This window comes from Yoonia litorea (assembly GCF_900114675.1).
GTDB classification, from domain to species: domain Bacteria; phylum Pseudomonadota; class Alphaproteobacteria; order Rhodobacterales; family Rhodobacteraceae; genus Yoonia; species Yoonia litorea.
In genome coordinates this window covers 1-18639 of sequence record NZ_FOZM01000003.1, presented here as the reverse complement: position 1 = coordinate 18639, position 18639 = coordinate 1, and the positions used below count along the sequence as shown (strand labels likewise).

16 protein-coding genes and 1 tRNA gene are annotated in these 18639 nt (G+C 56.4%); 10 read left to right on the top strand and 7 right to left on the bottom strand.

Going from position 1 to position 18639, the window contains the following annotated elements; all coding sequences use genetic code 11:
• Positions 1-16 precede the first annotated feature (16 nt).
• From BM316_RS13225 to BM316_RS13180, 10 genes are all read left to right on the top strand, one after another.
• On the top strand, positions 17-1402 hold the full coding sequence (locus tag BM316_RS13225; RefSeq protein WP_090209579.1) for a sensor histidine kinase: 1386 nt from the start codon (positions 17-19) through the stop codon (positions 1400-1402).
• A gap of 75 nt (positions 1403-1477) precedes the next feature.
• Positions 1478-1554, top strand: a tRNA-Arg gene (locus tag BM316_RS13220).
• 135 nt (positions 1555-1689) lie between these two features.
• A complete protein-coding gene (gene glgB / locus BM316_RS13215) occupies positions 1690-3903 on the top strand; it encodes a 1,4-alpha-glucan branching protein GlgB (protein WP_090209576.1) in 2214 nt (737 codons plus the stop codon).
• A gap of 43 nt (positions 3904-3946) precedes the next feature.
• Complete coding sequence (gene gghA, locus BM316_RS13210; protein WP_090209573.1) at positions 3947-6319, top strand: glucosylglycerol hydrolase; 2373 nt, start codon at positions 3947-3949, stop codon at positions 6317-6319.
• An 88-nt stretch (positions 6320-6407) separates the two neighbouring features.
• Complete coding sequence (locus BM316_RS13205; protein ID WP_090209571.1) at positions 6408-6986, top strand: hypothetical protein; 579 nt, start codon at positions 6408-6410, stop codon at positions 6984-6986.
• A complete protein-coding gene (locus BM316_RS13200) occupies positions 6986-7651 on the top strand; it encodes an ABC transporter ATP-binding protein (protein ID WP_090209568.1) in 666 nt (221 codons plus the stop codon). Before BM316_RS13205 ends, BM316_RS13200 begins: the two co-directional genes overlap by 1 nt.
• A complete protein-coding gene (locus BM316_RS13195) occupies positions 7651-8820 on the top strand; it encodes an ABC transporter permease (RefSeq protein WP_090209564.1) in 1170 nt (389 codons plus the stop codon). Before BM316_RS13200 ends, BM316_RS13195 begins: the two co-directional genes overlap by 1 nt.
• A gap of 15 nt (positions 8821-8835) precedes the next feature.
• The gene (locus tag BM316_RS13190) at positions 8836-9609 is read left to right on the top strand and encodes a DUF4198 domain-containing protein (protein ID WP_090209561.1); all 774 of its coding nucleotides are present in this window, start codon (positions 8836-8838) and stop codon (positions 9607-9609) included.
• The gene (locus tag BM316_RS13185) at positions 9606-9941 is read left to right on the top strand and encodes a hypothetical protein (RefSeq protein ID WP_131802592.1); all 336 of its coding nucleotides are present in this window, start codon (positions 9606-9608) and stop codon (positions 9939-9941) included. The genes BM316_RS13190 and BM316_RS13185 overlap by 4 nt, the downstream gene beginning before the upstream one ends.
• Positions 9942-9953: 12 nt before the next feature.
• A complete protein-coding gene (locus tag BM316_RS13180; RefSeq protein ID WP_165606596.1) occupies positions 9954-10832 on the top strand; it encodes a metal ABC transporter substrate-binding protein in 879 nt (292 codons plus the stop codon).
• A gap of 39 nt (positions 10833-10871) precedes the next feature.
• Here BM316_RS13180 and BM316_RS13175 read toward each other — a convergent pair whose 3' ends face one another.
• The 7 genes from BM316_RS13175 to BM316_RS13145 form a co-directional block, all read right to left on the bottom strand.
• Complete coding sequence (locus tag BM316_RS13175) at positions 10872-12362, bottom strand: mannitol dehydrogenase family protein (protein WP_242649904.1); 1491 nt, start codon at positions 12360-12362, stop codon at positions 10872-10874.
• The gene (locus BM316_RS13170) at positions 12362-13135 is read right to left on the bottom strand and encodes an L-iditol 2-dehydrogenase (RefSeq protein ID WP_090209550.1); all 774 of its coding nucleotides are present in this window, start codon (positions 13133-13135) and stop codon (positions 12362-12364) included. The genes BM316_RS13175 and BM316_RS13170 overlap by 1 nt, the downstream gene beginning before the upstream one ends.
• The gene (locus BM316_RS13165; protein WP_090209547.1) at positions 13132-14136 is read right to left on the bottom strand and encodes an ABC transporter ATP-binding protein; all 1005 of its coding nucleotides are present in this window, start codon (positions 14134-14136) and stop codon (positions 13132-13134) included. Before BM316_RS13165 ends, BM316_RS13170 begins: the two co-directional genes overlap by 4 nt.
• Before the next feature lie 13 nt (positions 14137-14149).
• The gene (locus BM316_RS13160) at positions 14150-14980 is read right to left on the bottom strand and encodes a carbohydrate ABC transporter permease (protein WP_090209545.1); all 831 of its coding nucleotides are present in this window, start codon (positions 14978-14980) and stop codon (positions 14150-14152) included.
• Positions 14981-14991: 11 nt separating this feature from the next.
• On the bottom strand, positions 14992-15870 hold the full coding sequence (locus BM316_RS13155) for a carbohydrate ABC transporter permease (protein ID WP_090209542.1): 879 nt from the start codon (positions 15868-15870) through the stop codon (positions 14992-14994).
• A 117-nt stretch (positions 15871-15987) separates the two neighbouring features.
• Positions 15988-17304, bottom strand: coding sequence for an ABC transporter substrate-binding protein (locus tag BM316_RS13150; RefSeq protein ID WP_090209538.1), 1317 nt, complete (start codon positions 17302-17304; stop codon positions 15988-15990).
• Positions 17305-17399: 95 nt separating this feature from the next.
• Positions 17400-18425, bottom strand: coding sequence for a LacI family DNA-binding transcriptional regulator (locus BM316_RS13145; protein ID WP_207493706.1), 1026 nt, complete (start codon positions 18423-18425; stop codon positions 17400-17402).
• Positions 18426-18639: the final 214 nt, after the last annotated feature.

The window sequence follows — 18639 nt, the reverse complement described above, 5'->3', positions numbered from 1 at the left end:
CTTAGCGCGAGGGACAATGACCAACTCACTTTCAGGTCGCTTTCTTATCCTCACGATCATCTTCGTGATGTTGGCAGAGATTTTTATCTTTGTTCCTTCTGTCGCGCGGTTTCGTGAGGACTACCTGCTTGCGCGCCTAGAGCGGGCTCAGATTGCGTCGCTGGCTTTGGAAGCCGACGATATGATTTCGCCCGCGCTTGAGTCCGAACTTCTGCGCAATGCCGAAGTCTACAACGTCGTGCTCAGACGCGATCAGGTCAGGCAACTTGCCCTTTCCTCGCCACTGCCCTCACCCATCGCCGAAACCTATGATTTGCGCGATCCCAGCGGTGCGACGTTGATTATGGATGCCCTCAGAACGCTCTTTCTCAACGAGAACCGGATTATCCGAGTGATCGGTGATCCAGTGCGGGAAGGCGGACTGCTGATCGAGGTCACCATGGATGAGATGCCGTTGCGGCATGCTCTTTTGGCGTATGGGTGGAATATCCTGCTGCTGTCTGCGGCCATTTCGATCATTACGGCAAGCCTGTTGTTTGTGGCGGTCCAGATCCTGCTGGTCCGCCCGATCAAAGGTGTTGTCACACACATGCAGGCCTATGCCCGCTCGCCAGAGGACGCCAGGCAGATCATCACACCGACCGCCAGCGTCCGTGAACTACGCGACGCCGAAGAGTCCTTGCAGATGATGCAGACCCAGCTGACCGGCGCGCTCAAGCAAAAGGAGCGTCTGGCACAGCTTGGCGGCGCTGTCGCCAAAGTCAGCCATGACCTTCGGAATATCCTGACATCGGCGCAGCTTTTCACCGACCGGATTGAGTCCTCAGATGATCCATTGGTCAAGAGGATGGCACCAAAGCTGGTCAACTCCATCACGCGGGCCGTCAACCTTTGCGAAACGACGCTGGCATTCGGACGGGTCGACGAACCGGCTCCATCGCTGACGCGCGTGAACATCGCCAAGATTGTCGCCGAAGTCATCGACAGCGAACGGCTCGCGGCGGGTGACGACGAAATCTCCTTCTCTGAGGATATTCCTGCATCCATGACAATGCGCGCCGACGGCGAGCAGCTTTACCGCGTCATCTTCAACCTTGTGCGCAATGCGCGGCAGGCCATCATGGCTACAGGAAAACCCGGCGAGATTTGCATTCAGGCCACCGAAGACGATCAAAGCTGGCGCCTGACCATCACAGACACCGGTCCGGGGCTGCCGAAAAAGGCACAAGAATATCTGTTTCAGCCGTTTCAGGGTGGCGCACGTAAGGGAGGGTCGGGGCTTGGTCTGGTGATTGCCGCCGATCTCGTCCGCGGACACGGGGGGCGGCTTGAGCTGCAAAGAACCGACGAAACAGGGACTGTTTTCATGGTGCAATTGCCGAAAGACGACATCGCGCTTTAGGTCGGAGTTCTTTGCCAAAGAATCCCAATTCGCCCTTGCATCGCCAGCCAAGCATCGCTAAATCCCCCGATACGCGGATTGGTAGCTCAGTTGGATAGAGTACTTGACTACGAATCAAGGGGTCGGGGGTTCGAATCCTCCCCAGTCCGCCATTCTTCCTACATTCTGAAAATCGCGCTTGGACCAGGAAACATGGTCGAGCTTCTGCAACCGTGACCTTACTTTCTCATTGGGAAAATTGGGCCGACCACCGTTGAATTGACCAAGCGCAAGATTAACTCCAATGGATGCCTATCGATAACACGCGCGATGTCAGGCACGCCGAAGCCGACGCATATAAAGAAATTGCTGAAGGGACCTGTGCTGATCCTTTCGCAATACTTGGCCCCCAAAAAACAATTAATGACACATGTCGCCTGACCGTCTTTCAGCCAGACGCGACTGAGATCACTGTTCTTGAACGCAAAGGCCGCGAAACGCAGCTTGCTCCGGTCAAAGACGCGAACGGTTTCTTCAGCGGGACCATCAGCGACGGGGCTGATTATCGCCTCCGTGCAGTCTTTCGGAATGGTCAGCACTGGGAGTTTGACGACCCCTATCGCTTTGACCCCGTTATCGGTGAATTGGACCAACACCTGATCGGCGAAGGGACCCACGGACGCCTCTGGGAAGTTCTGGGCGCAAATTGCATCACGCATCAGGACGTCAACGGTGTCCATTTTGCTGTCTGGGCTCCGAATGCTCAGCGCGTCTCTGTCGTGGGCGGCTTCAACAACTGGGATGGTCGCCGCCATCCGATGAGGCGTCTTGCCGGCCCCGGCATCTGGGAGATTTTCCTGCCGGGCATCGAAGAAGGCGAAGCCTACAAATTCGAAATTCTGGGTGCTGATGGCCGCCTGCAGCCGCTGAAAGCTGACCCTGTCGGTTTCGGGTCAGAGCACGCGCCGAAAAATGCCTCAGTCGTGCGCGACATTCGTGGCTATGGCTGGCGCGATGACGCGTGGATGGCTGAAAGGCAGCAAAAGAACGCACGCACTGCACCCATTTCAATCTACGAAGTCCATCTTGGTTCGTGGCGACGCAAGAACGGCGGACGGCCAATATCATACCGCGAAGCTGCGGAGGAACTCGTGTCCTATGTCGCTGATATGGGCTTTACCCATATCGAGCTGATGCCGGTCAGCGAATATCCCTTTGACGGCTCTTGGGGCTATCAACCTGTGGGGCTTTACGCACCGACTGTCAGGCACGGCCCGCCGCACGAATTCCGCGATTTGATTGATGCCGCTCATCGAAAAGGGCTTGGTGTCATCCTTGACTGGGTTCCCGGCCATTTCCCGACCGACCCCCACGGGCTCGGCAAGTTTGATGGCACAGCCCTTTACGAACATGCTGACCCGCGCGAAGGGTTTCATCAGGACTGGAATACACTGATCTACAACTACGGTCGGCCAGAGGTGAAAAACTTTCTTGTCGCCAATGCCCGTTACTGGCTTGAGGAATATCACCTCGATGGTTTGCGGGTCGATGCTGTGGCGTCCATGCTTTACCGTGACTATTCGCGAAAAGATGGGGAGTGGATTCCAAATAAAGACGGTGGTCGCGAAAACTATGAGGCCATTGCCATGTTGCGCGAAATGAACAGCGCCACCTACAGCGACAATCCAGGCATTATGACTGTGGCCGAGGAAAGCACAGCGTATCCCGGGGTATCGCGACCAGTGTCAGACGGTGGACTTGGCTTTGGATACAAGTGGAACATGGGGTGGATGAACGACACCCTGGAATACATGAAAAAGCATCCGATCCATCGTCGTCATCACCATCATCAAATGACGTTCGGCATTACCTATGCCTTTAGCGAGAACTTTGTCCTTCCCATCAGCCATGACGAAGTTGTGCACGGTAAAGGCGCAATGCTTGGGAAGATGCCTGGCGATGATGATGCGCGCTTTGCAAATTTGCGCGCCTACTATGGCTTCATGTGGTCCCAGCCAGGCAAGAAACTGCTTTTCATGGGTCAGGACTTTGCACAAGCGAGCGAGTGGAACCACGCAGGCGAGCTTGATTGGGCCGCACTGAAGGATGCGCGACACCTTGGTGTGCAATCTCTCGTCCGCGATCTTAACAAGCTATATCGTGAAACCCCTGCGCTCCATGTCGGTGACTCTGATCCGAACGGCTTTCAGTGGATCGAAGCTGACGATGCTGACCGGTCTGTTTATACATGGATCAGACGCGGCGGGCCTGATGATCCGAACGTCGTCACAGTCTGCAATTTCACCCCTGTGGAACGCAGCGCCTATCGGCTTGGACTGCCCGTTGCGGGGCGCTGGCGCGAGGCGCTGAATACCGACGCCAAGGCCTATGGCGGCGGCGGACGGAGCAATGCCAAAGGCGTGCTGGCCCGCGCGGAGCCTTATCAGGGACAAGCTGCGCAAGCCGAGGTTTATCTGCCACCACTTTCCACGGTGGTGCTGATCCATGATAGTAAAAGCTGAACAACAGACATCTATACGTGACCAACTGACAAGAGCACGAGACATGACACTGAGTGAAACGATTGAATTCATCGAAAGCGCAGCGCAGGCAGAGGCCGACGCGGCCGGAGACACCCTGACCCATGCCGAAAGTACGTTTGAGGCAGATCGTGAAATCGTGCGCCGATTGGGTGGCCGCGTCGAAGACGACATTGCCATCTTCGGCTTCTGGGCACCTGAACTGCTTGATGCGCGTGTCCCGACCAGTGACATCTTTCTGGAGGTTCTCCGCCCGGTCGGGCCGATTGATCTGACCAGATCGCATCAGAATGTCAGTTTTGAACGCGCCTATCTGCCTGTTGTGCGTCAGGAAGCCTATTGCTTTACCGCCGTCAAAGGGCTGCGCGCGGGCAGTCGCGATGCAGTTGGCGATTTCTACGCAATCACGTGGCGCGACTCTGAAGATCAGTGGCACCGCATTCTGGATCCTCTTGCCGCGTCTTTGCCTTTTGGCGCCATGGCCCCTGCTGAACTTTACGATGTGTCTGCAATGCAGGCTGCCCGTGCCGACCTCGATTACTTTTCCGCGTTTGAAGGCACCGAGCCACACAAATTCGGGCCGCCGACCAACATTCTGCAGATCCATGTGCCAACCGCGACCGCAGGCGGTACCTTGGCAAGCCTGACGCGACACTACCAACGGCTTGCCGAGAGGGTAGAGCGTGATCTACCGCTTGAGCCAGCCGACCGACTCTTTCTGGGCTATGACGCTGTGCAGCTTCTGCCAGTCGAGCCGACAACGGTTTATGAAACAGGCCCGGCCTTCTGGCAGGAAACGACCGGCGACGACGACGTGCTTTCCGTCGATCTGCTTCGCCCCGATACAACCAACTGGGGCTATGACGTCGTCATTTCAGGCATGGCGACTGTGAATCCGGTTTTGCTTGAAACCGGCCGCCCGGATGAGCTTGTTGATCTGGCCGCGACCCTGCACAACTTCCCGTCCAAGCCAAAACAACTGATCTTTGATGTGGTGTTCGGTCACTCCGACAATCAGGGGCTTCAGGCTCTGAATGGTCATTATTTTGCCGGGCCCAATATGTACGGCCAGAACCTCGCCTATCAAAACCCCACTGTTCGCGCGATCCTGCTTGAGATGCAGCGGCGCAAAGTCAATTTCGGCGCTGACGGGGTCCGTGTCGACGGCGCGCAGGACTTCAAGTGGTGGGATGCTGCCTCACAGCAGTTGCGCCATGACGATGACTACCTGCAATCCATGGCCGATATCGTTCAGGAGGTCGGCGGCACCAGCTATAGACCCTGGTTCATCTTCGAAGACGGACGCCCTTGGCCGGAGGAAGACTGGGAACTGTCCTCAACCTATCGGTCTGTCATCGAAATGCAGCGTGACGACGATGTTTTCCAATGGGGACCGCTGACGTTCGCACACAACACGCCATTTCTTTACACATTCTGGCTGTCCAAATTCTGGCGTATCCGCGAGATGGTCGATGTCGGCGAGAACTGGATTTCAGGCACCTCGAACCATGACACCCTCCGGCGCGGCACACAGGTCAGCCCCAAACTTAACGTGAACACACGGCTTGGCCGCACCCGCATGGAGATTCTGGATAAGGCCTATGACAATCCAGCCGTCCACGTCCTGACCTATGCTGCCATGCCTGGCGTCCCGATGGATTTTCTAAACGCGATGGCCCGCGCCTCATGGGGCTTTATCCGCAATCAGGATGACCGCTATGGGGTGAAAGTTGTCGCTGAAGAGGCGATCAGCCTCAAATGGCAGGTGGATGAGTATAGCTATTCGATTCCCGGCAGTTTCACACGCTTGAAAGAACTCGGATTTCAGACCCGTGAGGAACTAGCCCGTTTCTTCGAATTCCTTCCGGCGCTTGTCGAAGTCACCGAATATGACCTCGAAGAAATTGCGCGGCTCCTGAACGCATCGGAACCGCCGATTGCTGGGCCTGAATTCTCGGTTGCAACGCTCAAGGAAATTGCGCGCGCCTGGATGGATGACATGCACGACTACTGCAATGTCTCGCATTCGCTTTCGTCGCTTGATGCCGATCAGGCTGCGTTCTGCCTGCAATTGCGCAACTTCCGCCGTGCCCGGCCGTGGCTGCGTCAAAACTATGGCCCGAAAGATCGCTTTGATTACCTGCAACCAATCGATGGCCGAACAGTGTTCACCTCTTTGCGGCATGGCCCTGATGGTGAACAGGTCTTCACCGTCTGCCACATGGAAGGCAAACCGACGATGGAAGTCGATCCGCTGGTCCTGCCTGTCGAAGGGATCAAAGGCACAGGTTGGGAACTCGCGTTGCGCACACCTTCCATCGGTCCGGACTACGGCGGTGGTCCTATCACGCTGAAGGATTCCATGGCTTTGGTTTACGTAAGAAAAAGTCAGGGCTAGTGCGAAACACCCTCGCGCCTCTTGCAGTCCATCACTGACTATAAGAGGTTAGCGAAATCCCGACCAACCGAGGCCGACGACGGACCCTATGACCCGCAATCTCATTCTTTCCGGACTTGCGTTCGTTGTTCTGGCTGTTGTTGCCGTTGTCTTTTTGATGCCATCAGACAATCGCGTTTCGGAAACTGAAAAATTCGCCGCGCCCGGTCTCGACCCTATGACCATCGAAGAAGCGCGCGGCGAATTCTGGCGCCTGACACCTGCGCTGTTGCTTGAGGTATACGACGCCTTTGGCCTTACGGAGGAAGACGCGATCTACGATACTCTCGCGACAGTGACGCACGGTGACGCGCTCGAATATCTCTACCTTGAACGCGTTGGCGCTATGGCTGATGGCGGACTGGATGAGGCCGATCAAACCATACATGAAATCAAGCTGCTGAATACACGGGTCGTCCGTGATGGCGGCACTCTTGCCATAGACGCGTCATGGCAGGTGATCGGAACGGTCGGCCACGCTGAACACCTGCATGTGCGCGGGAATACCTATAGTGCCGATCTTTCTGTCGCCCCTGTCGAGGGGTCCTGGCGGATCACCGACTTTACCCTGCGTGAAGTCAATAGAGACGCGGCTGGTGAAACCTTTCTTGCCCCGCAGGACGAGTGATGGTCCGACTTGAAAACCTGAAATTCGGGTATAGCGGCACTGGTTTTCGCCTGCGTTTTCCAGAATTCACGCTTGATGAAGATGAGCGCGTGGCCATTGTCGGCCCAAGCGGCAGCGGCAAGACCACATTGCTCAATCTCATTGCCGGAATACTCTCGCCTGAAAGCGGTCTGATCGATGTTGACGGTGTCAACGTCGCGGAACTAAGCGATGCCGAAAGGCGGCGCTTTCGTGCCAGCACGATTGGATTTGTGTTTCAGGATTTTGCGTTGCTCGATTATCTCTCGGCTCGGCAAAATATCCTCTACCCTTACCGGATCACACCTGCGCTGAAACTTGATGCCGCCGCCCGTGACAGGGCCGAGGCCTTGGCGGTGGCCTGCGGGATCGGTGACAAGCTTGACCGGCACCCCACGGCGCTGAGCCAAGGTGAACAGCAGCGTGTTGCCATTTGTCGGGCGCTTGTGACGCAACCCAAGTTGATCCTGTCAGACGAAGCCACCGGCAACCTTGATCCGGCAAGCAAAGAGCGCATCCTTGATCTGTTATTCGCGCAGGCAGCAGAGGCCGGTGCCGCCGTTTTGGCCGTCACCCATGACCACGAGCTGCTGCCGCGATTTGAACGCGTATTGGACTTTGCACAGTTTCACGAAGGTGTCGGTTGATGAACGCGCTTTACCTCGCCTTTGCCTATTTGCGGTATCATTGGGCGCGTAGCCTGATCCTGACATTGGTTGCGGCTCTTATTCTTTTTGTTCCGGTCGCGACGCAGATCCTGCTTTCGACAAGTGAAAGGTCGCTGCTCGCGCGTGGCGACGCCACACCGCTCCTGCTCGGCAGCCGTGGCTCACAGCTCGACCTGACGATGGCGGCGCTTTATTTTTCCGACGAGAAACCCGATCCGGTCACAATGGAGGCGGTTGAATCCGTCTGGGACAGCGGGCTTGGCATCCCGATCCCCGTGCACACGGCATTCGCCTCAAGCGGGTTCAGGATCGTCGGCACAACACTGGACTATTTCGATTTTCGCAATCTGCAAATAGCATACGGACGGGGGCTGTCGGTCTTGGGTGACGCGGTGATCGGGGCAGATGTCGCTGCAACACTTGGAAAGGGTGTCGGAGACACTCTGGTCTCCTCTCCTGAAAACCTGTTCGACCTAGACGGCGTCTATCCGCTCGAAATGCCGATTGTCGGCGTTCTTGCCGCGACGAATACCCCAGACGATCAGGCAATTTTTGTTGATATAAAGACCGCTTGGGTCATTCAGGGCATCGGTCACGGCCATGAGGATGTTGTCACCGTAGCAGAAATTGCCGCAGGCAGCGAGGCTGTCGCGAATGCCGCAGTTGTCCAGTACCAACGGATCACACCAGAGAATATCGATACGTTTCACTTCCACGGCAGTCAGGATGACTTCCCGACCTCTGCGGTTATCGTCGTCCCAAATGACACACGCGCTGCGACCATCCTTAAGGGGCGATATCTTGATGGCGAAAACCCTGTGCAATTGATCGAACCTGCAGGGGTCATCCAAGGACTGGTTGACCGGATCTTCCGGATCAAATCGCTCTTGGATGCAGTGACAACGATCATTGCGATTGCCGCATTCGCCGCCATCGGCCTTGCCGTTTTCCTGAGCTACCGGTTGCGCGCACGCGAAATCGCGACGGCCGTGAAACTCGGCGCGCGCAAGGGCATGGTGTTGCGACTGTTGTCGGCAGAGACAATCACATTACTTTCGATTTCAATAATTATCGCGGCAATCGGCGCATCGCTTGTCGCACAAAATGCTGAAAGCTGGGTGGGCTGGTTGCTGTCCCTCGGCGCATAATCAAGAGGAGATATTATGAAACGTCATTTCATCACTGCATCGCTTGCAGGGCTGCTTTGCACAACGACACCAGCCCTTGCCCACTATGGTATGATCATTCCCAGCGATCCCATGATCAGCCAAGAAGATGGGCGCAGCGTGTCTTTGACCATGTCATTTTCTCATCCGTTTGAACTGGCGGGTATGACGCTTGATCGTCCTGTATCTTTCAGTGTGACCCACGAAGGCGAAACGACGGACTTGCTCGGCGATCTGAATGACGCGACCGTCATGGACGAACAAGGCTACACATTGGACTTCCCGATTGACCGTCCAGGGACTTACATCTTTGCGATGGAGCCACAGCCCTATTGGGAACCCGCCGAAGATGCCTTTATCATCCATTACACCAAGACCTATCTGACCGCCTACGGTGATGACGAAGGATGGGATACCGAACTTGGTCTTAAGACCGAGATTGTGCCTCTGTCCAAGCCCTTCGGCCTTTGGGAACACAACGTCTTTCAGGGCATCGTCAAAATGGACGGCGAGCCAGTCCCTTATGCGGAAGTCGAGGTGGAATTCTTCAATGAGGACGGCAGCGCCACAGTCCCCGACGAACTGATGATCACCCAAACCGTGAAAGCTGATGCAGATGGTGTTTTCACCTACGCGCCGCCTTCTGACGGCTGGTGGGGCTTTGCCGCCCTGAACACGGCTGACTACACGTTGCCGCAAGACGGTGAGGACAAGGCGGTCGAGCTTGGTGCTGTGATCTGGGTCCATTTCGAAGAATGGACAGGCCAGTGATCCGCAAACTTGCACTCGCCACGGGTCTGGCAGTCGCACCGATGGGGGCGTCTGCACACCAGTTGATCGTTTTTGCTTCGGTAGATTGCGAGGCTGTCACAGTGGAAGCAAAGTTTTCCAACGGGAACGCCGTGCAGGAGGCGGAGGTTCGCGTGTTTGATGGTCAAAACAGCCTGTTGACCACGCTGCCGATCAACACCGACGGGACGGTCAGCCTGCCTCTGGAAAGTGTAGACCACGCCACTGGTCTGTTGATTGAGGTCGATACCGGAAGCCACGACAATTACTGGATCGTCACGCCAGACGACATTGCCACAGGGTGTAACAGCTAGATGACCTTCGCCGTGAGACTGCTCTCAACACTTGTTATCGCGATTTCAGCGACATTCGCCCATGCGCAAGACAAACCGCGCGTTGTCACGGCGAACTACCCATTGCAGTATATGGCCGAACGGCTTTTGGATGATGCGGCAGACGTTGTCTTCCCTGTGCCAGAGGGCGTTGACCCCTCGTTCTGGCGGCCTTCGATTGAAGATATCAGCGCGATCCAGTCTTCAGACCTGATCTTACTCAATGGGGCCGGCTTTTCGACATGGGTTGACCGTGTCTCACTGCCGCGCGCGAAGACGGTGAACACCAGCGCAGGTTTGGAAGATCAGTTTATCGTCACCGAAAGCATCACCCACAGCCATGGCGATGGTGGCGAACACTCCCACGAAGGGCTCGCCGCATATCTCTGGCTGGATCCGACGCTCGCAATCGCACAGGCCGAATCTGTAGCTGAGGCTATCACGGCACGCGGGCTTGCTGTGGACATTGATGTGGGCACCCAGCTTTCCGCTTTGCGGACCGACCTCGAGGCATTGGACGCGCTTGCCGAGACCTCGATGGTCAATCTTGAGGACACTGCAATCATCGCGACCCATCCACGATACCAATACCTTGCGCGGCGCTATGACCTTTCGATCACCTCCCTTGAATGGGAGGCTGGCGCAATGCCAACGGAGGCAGACTGGACTGCACTCGCCGATCTGGTCGCACAGACCGGTGCGCAGGTGCTCTTTTGGGAAGCCGCTCCACCTGCAGAAGCCATGGATACGGCTGCTGACATGGGTCTGGAAAACGTCGTTTTCCCGACACTTGCTCATGCCGAGGGCGGTCGCGACTTTTTGGAAAGTTACTCAGAGGCTATATCGGCCATTGCCGGATTGCAGCTGAGGTAGGTTTTCACCGAAAGCGCCTCATTGTTCCGGCTTTCGGTGCTACGCCACGTAGGTACGCAGCGTTGGCCTGCATCCATCTACCCACAATCGCCCGAGCCAGTGCGCGAACATCTCGGCAAACGCTTCGTCTTGCCCCAGAGAGCCGTAAATAGCTTTTTGATCCAGCCAGAGTTGCGGATCATCCTTTGCCGCAAGCGCAGTGGCGTTGAGATTGCCCCAGTTTGGATCATTCGCGAGGATTTCCGTGCCATTCTCGCGCGTTCCTGCGCACATCTTGGCCCATAGTGCCTCAGTCAAGGCAAGCCCACTGAAATCACCTCCCGCGGATAGCGCGTCGCGCAAAATGGGTAAGATGAACCCAGGGTGCCGCGATGACCCGTCAAAAGCAACGCGCCGCGTCGTGTCATGTATTTTGGGATTGGCAAATCGCGCCGAAATCAGTTCCAGATAGGCGGCTGGTATCATCTCTGGCACTGGTGCGACCTGCGGGGCGATCTCGGTTGCTTCAACCTTGTGAAAGAAGGCGGCAACATCAGCATCTGCCATGCATGACGCGATCGTTGGCAGATCAAGAAGCTCGCCTGCATTGGCCAGCACCTGATGACCGGCGTTCAGCATGCGGATCTTCATCGCTTCATAAAGGTGAACATCGTCAGTGATGGTGGCGCCAACCTTTTCCCATGGCGGGCGACCCGCGCAGAAGCTGTCCTCGATCACCCACTGGCGATAGTTTTCATGGGTTACGGGTGCTGCGTCCTCAATCCCAAGCTCTCTGACATAGGCAAGCTCACTGGGACCGGTCGCAGGGACGATGCAGTCGACCATCGCATTGGGGAACGTCGCATGGGTGGCGATCCAGTCTGCAAGTTCAGGGTCGGAGAGACGCGCCAAGCCGATAACAGTGGCACGCAAGACGTCCCCGTTGTGTTGCAGGTTATCACAGCATTGGCCGGTGAAAGGCCCAACGCCTGCATTGCGTCTGTTGCGATAGGCGGCCACCATGGCCCCGAAAGCTGTCCGCGGTTGATCAGGGTTTGCGGCATCGTGCTGAATGTCGGGATGCGCTGTATCAAGCGCCCCGTTAGCATCGCGGTAATAGCCACCTTCAGTGACTGTCAGGGCGACGATGCGGATTTTCGGGTCCGACATCGCAAAGATCAAAGGTCCGTTTCTATCCTCGACCGGCAGGAAATCGATCATTGGCCCCGACACCTCAACCGTCTCGCTGGCGGGGTCCAAGGCGACAAGCGTTGTCAGACAGTCCTGAGCAAGCAGACGGTCACGCATGACTGCATCAGTTGCTCTGACACCTGCGCCGATGATCGCCCAATCGTGGGCAAGGCCATCCTGCATGAGCCGGTGAAGATACCACGCCTGGTGCGCACGGTGAAAATTGCCCAAGCCGATATGAACAATTCCTGCCTCAAGCGTGCTCCGGTCATAAAGCGGCTTGATGACATGCGCTGGCAAATTCTGGAGGTTTTCATTGCTGAGTTTCATCTGCCCTCCCCGTTCGTCGTTATCCTTCATCAGCTCATCCAGTTGCCGCCATCGACATTATAGGTCTGCGCGACAATGTAATCGGCTTCAGACGAAGCCAGAAAGATCGCCATCCCTGTAAGGTCGTCGGCCGTTCCCATCCGTCCGAAGGGAACGGCCGCGCCGACTTCTTTCTTTTTCTGCCCGGGTGCCTTGCCTTCATGTTTTGCAAAAAACGCGTCAACACCGTCCCAATGCTCTCCGTCCACGACGCCGGGGGCGATCGCGTTCACGTTGATCCCGTGCTTGATCAGGTTCAAACCAGCCGATTGGGTCAGGCTGATGACAGCCGCTTTTGATGCGCAATAGACGGCAACCAATGCCTCACCACGGCGGCCCGCCTGAGAAGCCATGTTGATGATCTTGCCCTTGATGCCGCGCTCGATCATGTGGCGCGCGACGGATTGCATCGTAAAGAGTGTGCCCTTGACGTTGATATCGAAGACGCGCGCGTAATCGCTTTCGGTAATTTCGACGACTGGCGCTGCGGTGAAGATTGCAGCGTTATTGATGAGAATATCAATCTGACCGAAATGATTTGCCGCCTTTGCGATGCCAGCATCGATACTTGCTTGATCCGCCACATCCAATGCGACCGAAAGGGCGTTCTCCCCGATCTCGGCAGCAGCAGCCTGTGCTGCGGCCTCATTGATATCGGCGATCACGACCTTTGCCCCCTCGGCCACATAGGCCTTGGCAAAAGCCAGACCGATCCCGCGTGCGGAACCGGTAATCAGCGCCGTTTTACCGTCCAGACGCATCAGGCGATCCGCAAGCCTGCGGCGTCAAAGCGGTGAATTTCTTCGATACGGGGATTGAGGTGGATCGTATCCCCGTGTCGCAAGCTGACGTCACCGATCGCGCGGACGGTCAATGTCTCTGCAAGACCCGTGTTATGGATATGGAAAAAGGTGTCAGACCCCAAGTGTTCTGCGACGCCCACTGTCCCTTGCCACTGGCCGTTCGCTTCCACCACGTCGATATGCTCAGGGCGAATGCCGATAGTGGTGGTGTTATGCTTGGCCGCTTCTTCCCCTTCGATAAAGTTCATCTTGGGCGAACCGATGAAGCCAGCAACAAACAGATTGCGTGGCGTGCGATAGAGTTCGAGGGGCGAACCGACCTGTTCGATCACACCGGCCTGAAGCACGACGATCTTGTCGGCCATCGTCATAGCTTCGACCTGATCATGGGTGACGTAGATCATTGTGGTCTTCAGCCGCTCGTGAAGTTCGGAGATCTCCAGTCGCATTCCAACGCGCAAGGCAGCGTCTAGGTTTGACAGCGGCTCGTCAAAAAGAAAGGCCGCAGGTTCCCGCACGATGGCGCGACCAATCGCGACCCGCTGGCGCTGACCGCCCGATAGTTGCCCCGGACGGCGATCAAGGTAGTCCGTCAGGTTCAGGACACTGGCAGCCGCCTCAACGCGCTTGTCAATCTCGGCCTGATCCATCTTGGCCATGCGCAGTGGAAACGCGATGTTTTTGCGCACACTCATATGCGGATAGAGCGCATATGACTGAAACACCATCGCAAGGCCGCGCTTTGCAGGCACTACATCGGTCGCGTCCTTGCCATCAATCTCGATCGTGCCGGTCGTGATATCCTCAAGTCCCGCAATCAGGCGCAACAGGGTGGACTTGCCGCAACCCGATGGGCCAACGAAGACGGTGAACTCACCGTCCTGAATGGTCAGGTCCAGCGGTGGAATGACCTGAACATCGCCAAAGGACTTGGTGACTTGCTTGAGTTGAATCTGTCCCATGTGTCAGGTTTCCTTACTTTACGGCGCCAAACGTGAGGCCGCGGACAAGTTGTTTCTGGCTGAACCAGCCGAGGATCAGGATTGGCGCAATCGCCATTGTCGAAGCTGCAGAGAGTTTCGCGAAGAACAGGCCTTCGGGGCTGGAATAGCTGGCGATAAAGGCCGTCAGTGGTGCCGCGTTGGCTGCGGTGAGGTTGAGCGTCCAGAAGGCCTCGTTCCATGCAAGAATGAAGTTCAGCAGAACGGTAGAGGCAATGCCGGGGATCGCCATAGGTGTCAGCACATAGAGGATTTCTTCTTTCAGCGTCGCGCCATCCATGCGTGCGGCTTCCAGAATTTCGCCAGGGATTTCCCGGAAGTAGGTGTAAAGCATCCAGACAATAATCGGCAGATTGATCAGCATCAGGACAACCACAAGACCGATCCGTGTGTCGAGCAGGTTGAACTCCACAAAGAGGAGCGAAATCGGGTAGAGAACGCCCACGGCTGGCAGCATCTTTGTCGACAGCATCCAAAGCAGAATATCCTTGGTCCGGCGTGACGGCACGAATGCCATCGACCATGCCGCCGGCACCGCAATGAGAATGCCCAAAAGCGTCGATCCGCCTGCAATGATGACGGAATTCCACAGGAACCGCATGTAGTCGGACCGCTCCTGCACGACGCTGTAGTTCTCAAGCGTCCAGTCAAAGTTGAAGAACAGTGGCGGATCGTTGATGGCCTGCGCTTCGGTTTTGAAACTGGTCAGGATCGTCCAGAAGATCGGGAAGAAGATGATCAGTGCAATCGTCCAGGCGGCAGCCGTGGTGATCAGTTTGCGGCGGGGTGAGATAGCGCGTGCCATGTCTGCCTCCCTTACTTGTCGAGGTTCTTGCCGACGATGCGCATCAGGAAGATCGCAACGATGTTGGCAAGGATGATGGCATAGACACCGCCCGCAGAGCCCAAACCGATATTCTGGCTGTCAATAACCCGCTGGAAGATCAGATAGGTCAGGGTGCGTGTTCCGAAGGCGCCGCCGGTGGTGACGAAGATCTCAGCAAAAATCGACAGAAGGAAAATCGTCTGGATCAGAATGACGATCGTGATGGCGCGGCTGAGGTGCGGCAGGACAATATGCCAGAAGCGGCGCAGCGGTGGGGCGCCGTCCATCTCTGCCGCCTCAAGCTGTTCGCTGTCGAGGGACTGAATGGCGGTCAAAAGGATCAATGTCGCGAATGGCAACCACTGCCAGGACACAATAAGCACGATCGACCCCAGTGGCACATCGGAAAGCCACGATACGGGCTCGGCCCCGAAGAACCGCCACAAGTGTGAAAGGACACCGTTGACTGGGTCCATCATCATGTTTTTCCACACAAGCGCGGACACGGTCGGCATCACGAAGAACGGTGCAATGACGAGGATACGGACAACGCCTTGGCCAAAAAACGGCTGGTCCAGCAGCATGGCCAGCAAGATACCCAAGACAACTGTGATAATCAGAACACCGCCAACCATCACTAGCGTCGTCTGGACACTCGGCCAAAACGAACTCGACGAGATAAACCGGACGTAGTTGTCGAACCCGACCCAATCGAGCCCGCGATCAAGGCTGTCACCGCGCAGCGGCAGGTAACGCTTGAACGAAAAGTAGAGGGTCATGATCAATGGCACCAACATCCAGCCAAGAAGCAGAACAACTGCAGGCGCCATCATGATGCGGGCGGCGGAACGGGATGCTTTGGTGGCCATGGGACATGATCCTATTGTCGCGCAAATGCGCTTGTCGGTACCAATTCTATCAAGAATTGAGGCTCCGGACGGTCAGGGGCGGCAGCAAGCCGCCCCCTCCCCGGGAGGTATCCGCAATTAGCGGTAGCCTGCAGCTTCCATCGTCTCGTTTGCGATGGCTTGTGCATTGGCAAGCGCTTCTTCAACGGTCTGCTGACCTGCATAGGCGGCCGAGAATTCCTGGCTGACTTCGGTTGCCATGCCAGCCCACTCGGGGATGGCGGCAAACTGGATGCCTGTGTATGGCACCGGATCAACCGTTGGATTGTTCGGGTCGGCTGCGTTGATGCTGTCCAGCGTCATCTGTGCGAATGGAACGGCCTGATACTCAGGTGTCTCATAAAGCGATGTCCGTGCGCCCGGTGGAACGTTGGCCCAACCTTCGTTTTCAGCGACCAATTCGATGTAGTCCTTGGATGTGGCCCACTCGATGAACTGCTTGGCTTCATCAGCCTGCTGTGTACCGGCAGGGATCGCCAGCGCCCAGGCCCAGAGCCAGTTTGCACGTTTGTCTACACCTTCAGAATTCGGCGCCAGTGCGAAGCCAACCGAGTCAGCCACGGTCGAGTCGTCGCCTGTCACGAAGGAAGCCGCCACAGTGGCGTCGATCCACATGCCGCACTTGCCCTGATTGAACAGCGACAGGTTTTCGTTAAAGCCGTTTGTGGCGTAACCCTCTGGACCGTAGTCGTTCATCAGGTTGACGTAGAAGTTCAGTGCCTCAGCCCACTCAGGCTGATCGAACTGCGCATTCCAGTCTTCGTCAAACCAGCGTGCGCCGAAAGAGTTACCCGTCACAGTGATGAAAGCGCCGCCCTCACCCCAACCGGCCTTGCCGCGCAGGCAGATACCATTGATGTCGTTTTCAGGATCATCCATTGCGGCAGCCGCTTCGCGGATGAACTGCCAAGTTGGCGCTGCTGGCATCTCAAGACCAGCTTCTTCCATCAGATCAGTCCGATACATGACCATCGAGCTTTCGCCGTAGAATGGTGCTGCATAGAGTGTGCCATTGTATGACAGGCCTGCGCGCATTGCAGGCAGAATATCATCAACATCATACTCCGCTGACAGATCATCGAGGGGCACCAGCCAGTCGTTGCTGCCCCAGATCGGGGCTTCGTACATGCCGATTGTCATAATGTCGAACTGACCACCGTTTGTGGTGATATCGGTTGTCACACGCTGGCGCAGGACGTTTTCCTCAAGCGTCACCCACTCAACGGCGATGCCGGTCTCTTCGGTAAATTGGTCTGTATAACCCTGCATACGGATCATATCGCCGTTGTTCACAGTCGCGATTGTGATGGTCGCAGAGTGGCCGTCAGCAAATGCGCTACCAGCCGTGATGAGCGACAGAGCTGTCGCGGCACGAAGTGTGCTCTTCAAGGACATCCGGTGTTCCTCCCTATTGGATGCGATGGAGGAACGCTAAGACATAGGGTAACGCGGCGTCAACCGAAAATTTACGCGCGTAAAAGTTTTATATATCAGGCGCTATCCCGCAGGATCAGCTTCCCCTCTATTCGTGTGCTTTTCCAAGGCTCTACCTGTCCCTCGATGGCGTCGAAAAGCGCGTTCGCTGCCGTCTTTGACACTGCATCATAGTCATGGGAAATCGTGGTGAGCGGCGGGCATGTGAACCGGGAATACGGATGCCCGTCCTGTCCAGCTACACGAATCACCGCATCTGGCTGTCGGCCCACTTTGACCCCACGCTCATAGCAAGCAGTCAGCAAACCGATTGCGAGACGGTCATTGCTGCACAGCACCGTATTGGTCGGAAAGGCCCCCTCTTCCAGCGCCTTATGACCCCCGAGACGACTGATTTCTTCAAACTCCCACCCCTCGCCGTCGATTGAAATGACATGCGGCGTGAGGCCGAAACTTTCCATCGCTTCGATGTAAGCCTGGCGGCGACGGTGCGCATTGGGGTTGGCCGGTGTCTTCATCTCGTAAAAGCACGGAGGCTCGCCCGTCCGGCACAGGTAGTCTGTGATATGTGTCGTGAACTGGTTGTTGTCAGAGCCGACAAAGGCCAATCCGAACTGCTCGACGCTGCTGTCAAAGATCAATGTCGGCACGTCGTCGCAGAATTTTTCCAGAACCGCGCGATCTGTCGCCCGCCCCAATGGTGCCAAAAGAACACCTGATGGTTTGATCGACCTTAAGGTCATCAAAACATCGACCTCGTGATGGGTTTCGCCATGCGCGCTGAACAATGTGGGACGGTAGCCCGCGTCAATGCAGCGCCGCTCTAGGTTTCTGGCAATTTCGGCAAAGTAGGGATCGACCAGCGACGGGACCACGATGCCGATGTTCTTGGTCAGCTTCCGGTTCTGGTTCACCGCATACATATTGGGACGGTAGTCGTGTTCCTGCAAAGCCTCCTCGATACGTGCCCGTGTCTTGGGGCGCACGCTTTCGGGATCATTGAAGTATTTTGATACTGTCGGTCTGGAGATGCCGCTCAGGGCCGCAAACTCCTCCATATTCTTGATCTTGTCGTTAGCCACGCGAAATCCTCTCCTCCTTTCGCATAGCTTACACAAAATTTTACGCGCGCAAAATCATATCCTGCCATGACAAGTTTGGAAAACAAAAAAGGCCGCCCCGTTTCGGAGCGGCCTTTCTTTATTCTCGCAGCGGTCGGGCTTGTGCCCGGGCGGCGTTTTACTCGGTGATCTTGGAAACAACACCGGCGCCGACGGTGCGGCCGCCTTCGCGGAT

Bases quoted from the DNA above. Each gene is read 5' to 3' on its own strand.
- BM316_RS13175 (WP_242649904.1), bottom strand. From the start codon at position 12,362: ATGAAGGATAACGACGAACGGGGAGGGCAGATGAAACTCAGCAATGAA.
- gghA (WP_090209573.1), top strand. From the start codon at position 3,947: ATGACACTGAGTGAAACGATTGAATTCATCGAAAGCGCAGCGCAGGCA.
- BM316_RS13160 (WP_090209545.1), bottom strand. From the start codon at position 14,980: ATGGCACGCGCTATCTCACCCCGCCGCAAACTGATCACCACGGCTGCC.
- BM316_RS13200 (WP_090209568.1), top strand. From the start codon at position 6,986: ATGGTCCGACTTGAAAACCTGAAATTCGGGTATAGCGGCACTGGTTTT.
- BM316_RS13150 (WP_090209538.1), bottom strand. From the start codon at position 17,304: ATGTCCTTGAAGAGCACACTTCGTGCCGCGACAGCTCTGTCGCTCATC.
- BM316_RS13165 (WP_090209547.1), bottom strand. From the start codon at position 14,136: ATGGGACAGATTCAACTCAAGCAAGTCACCAAGTCCTTTGGCGATGTT.
- glgB (WP_090209576.1), top strand. From the start codon at position 1,690: ATGCCTATCGATAACACGCGCGATGTCAGGCACGCCGAAGCCGACGCA.
- BM316_RS13190 (WP_090209561.1), top strand. From the start codon at position 8,836: ATGAAACGTCATTTCATCACTGCATCGCTTGCAGGGCTGCTTTGCACA.
- BM316_RS13195 (WP_090209564.1), top strand. From the start codon at position 7,651: ATGAACGCGCTTTACCTCGCCTTTGCCTATTTGCGGTATCATTGGGCG.
- BM316_RS13155 (WP_090209542.1), bottom strand. From the start codon at position 15,870: ATGGCCACCAAAGCATCCCGTTCCGCCGCCCGCATCATGATGGCGCCT.
- BM316_RS13225 (WP_090209579.1), top strand. From the start codon at position 17: ATGACCAACTCACTTTCAGGTCGCTTTCTTATCCTCACGATCATCTTC.
- BM316_RS13205 (WP_090209571.1), top strand. From the start codon at position 6,408: ATGACCCGCAATCTCATTCTTTCCGGACTTGCGTTCGTTGTTCTGGCT.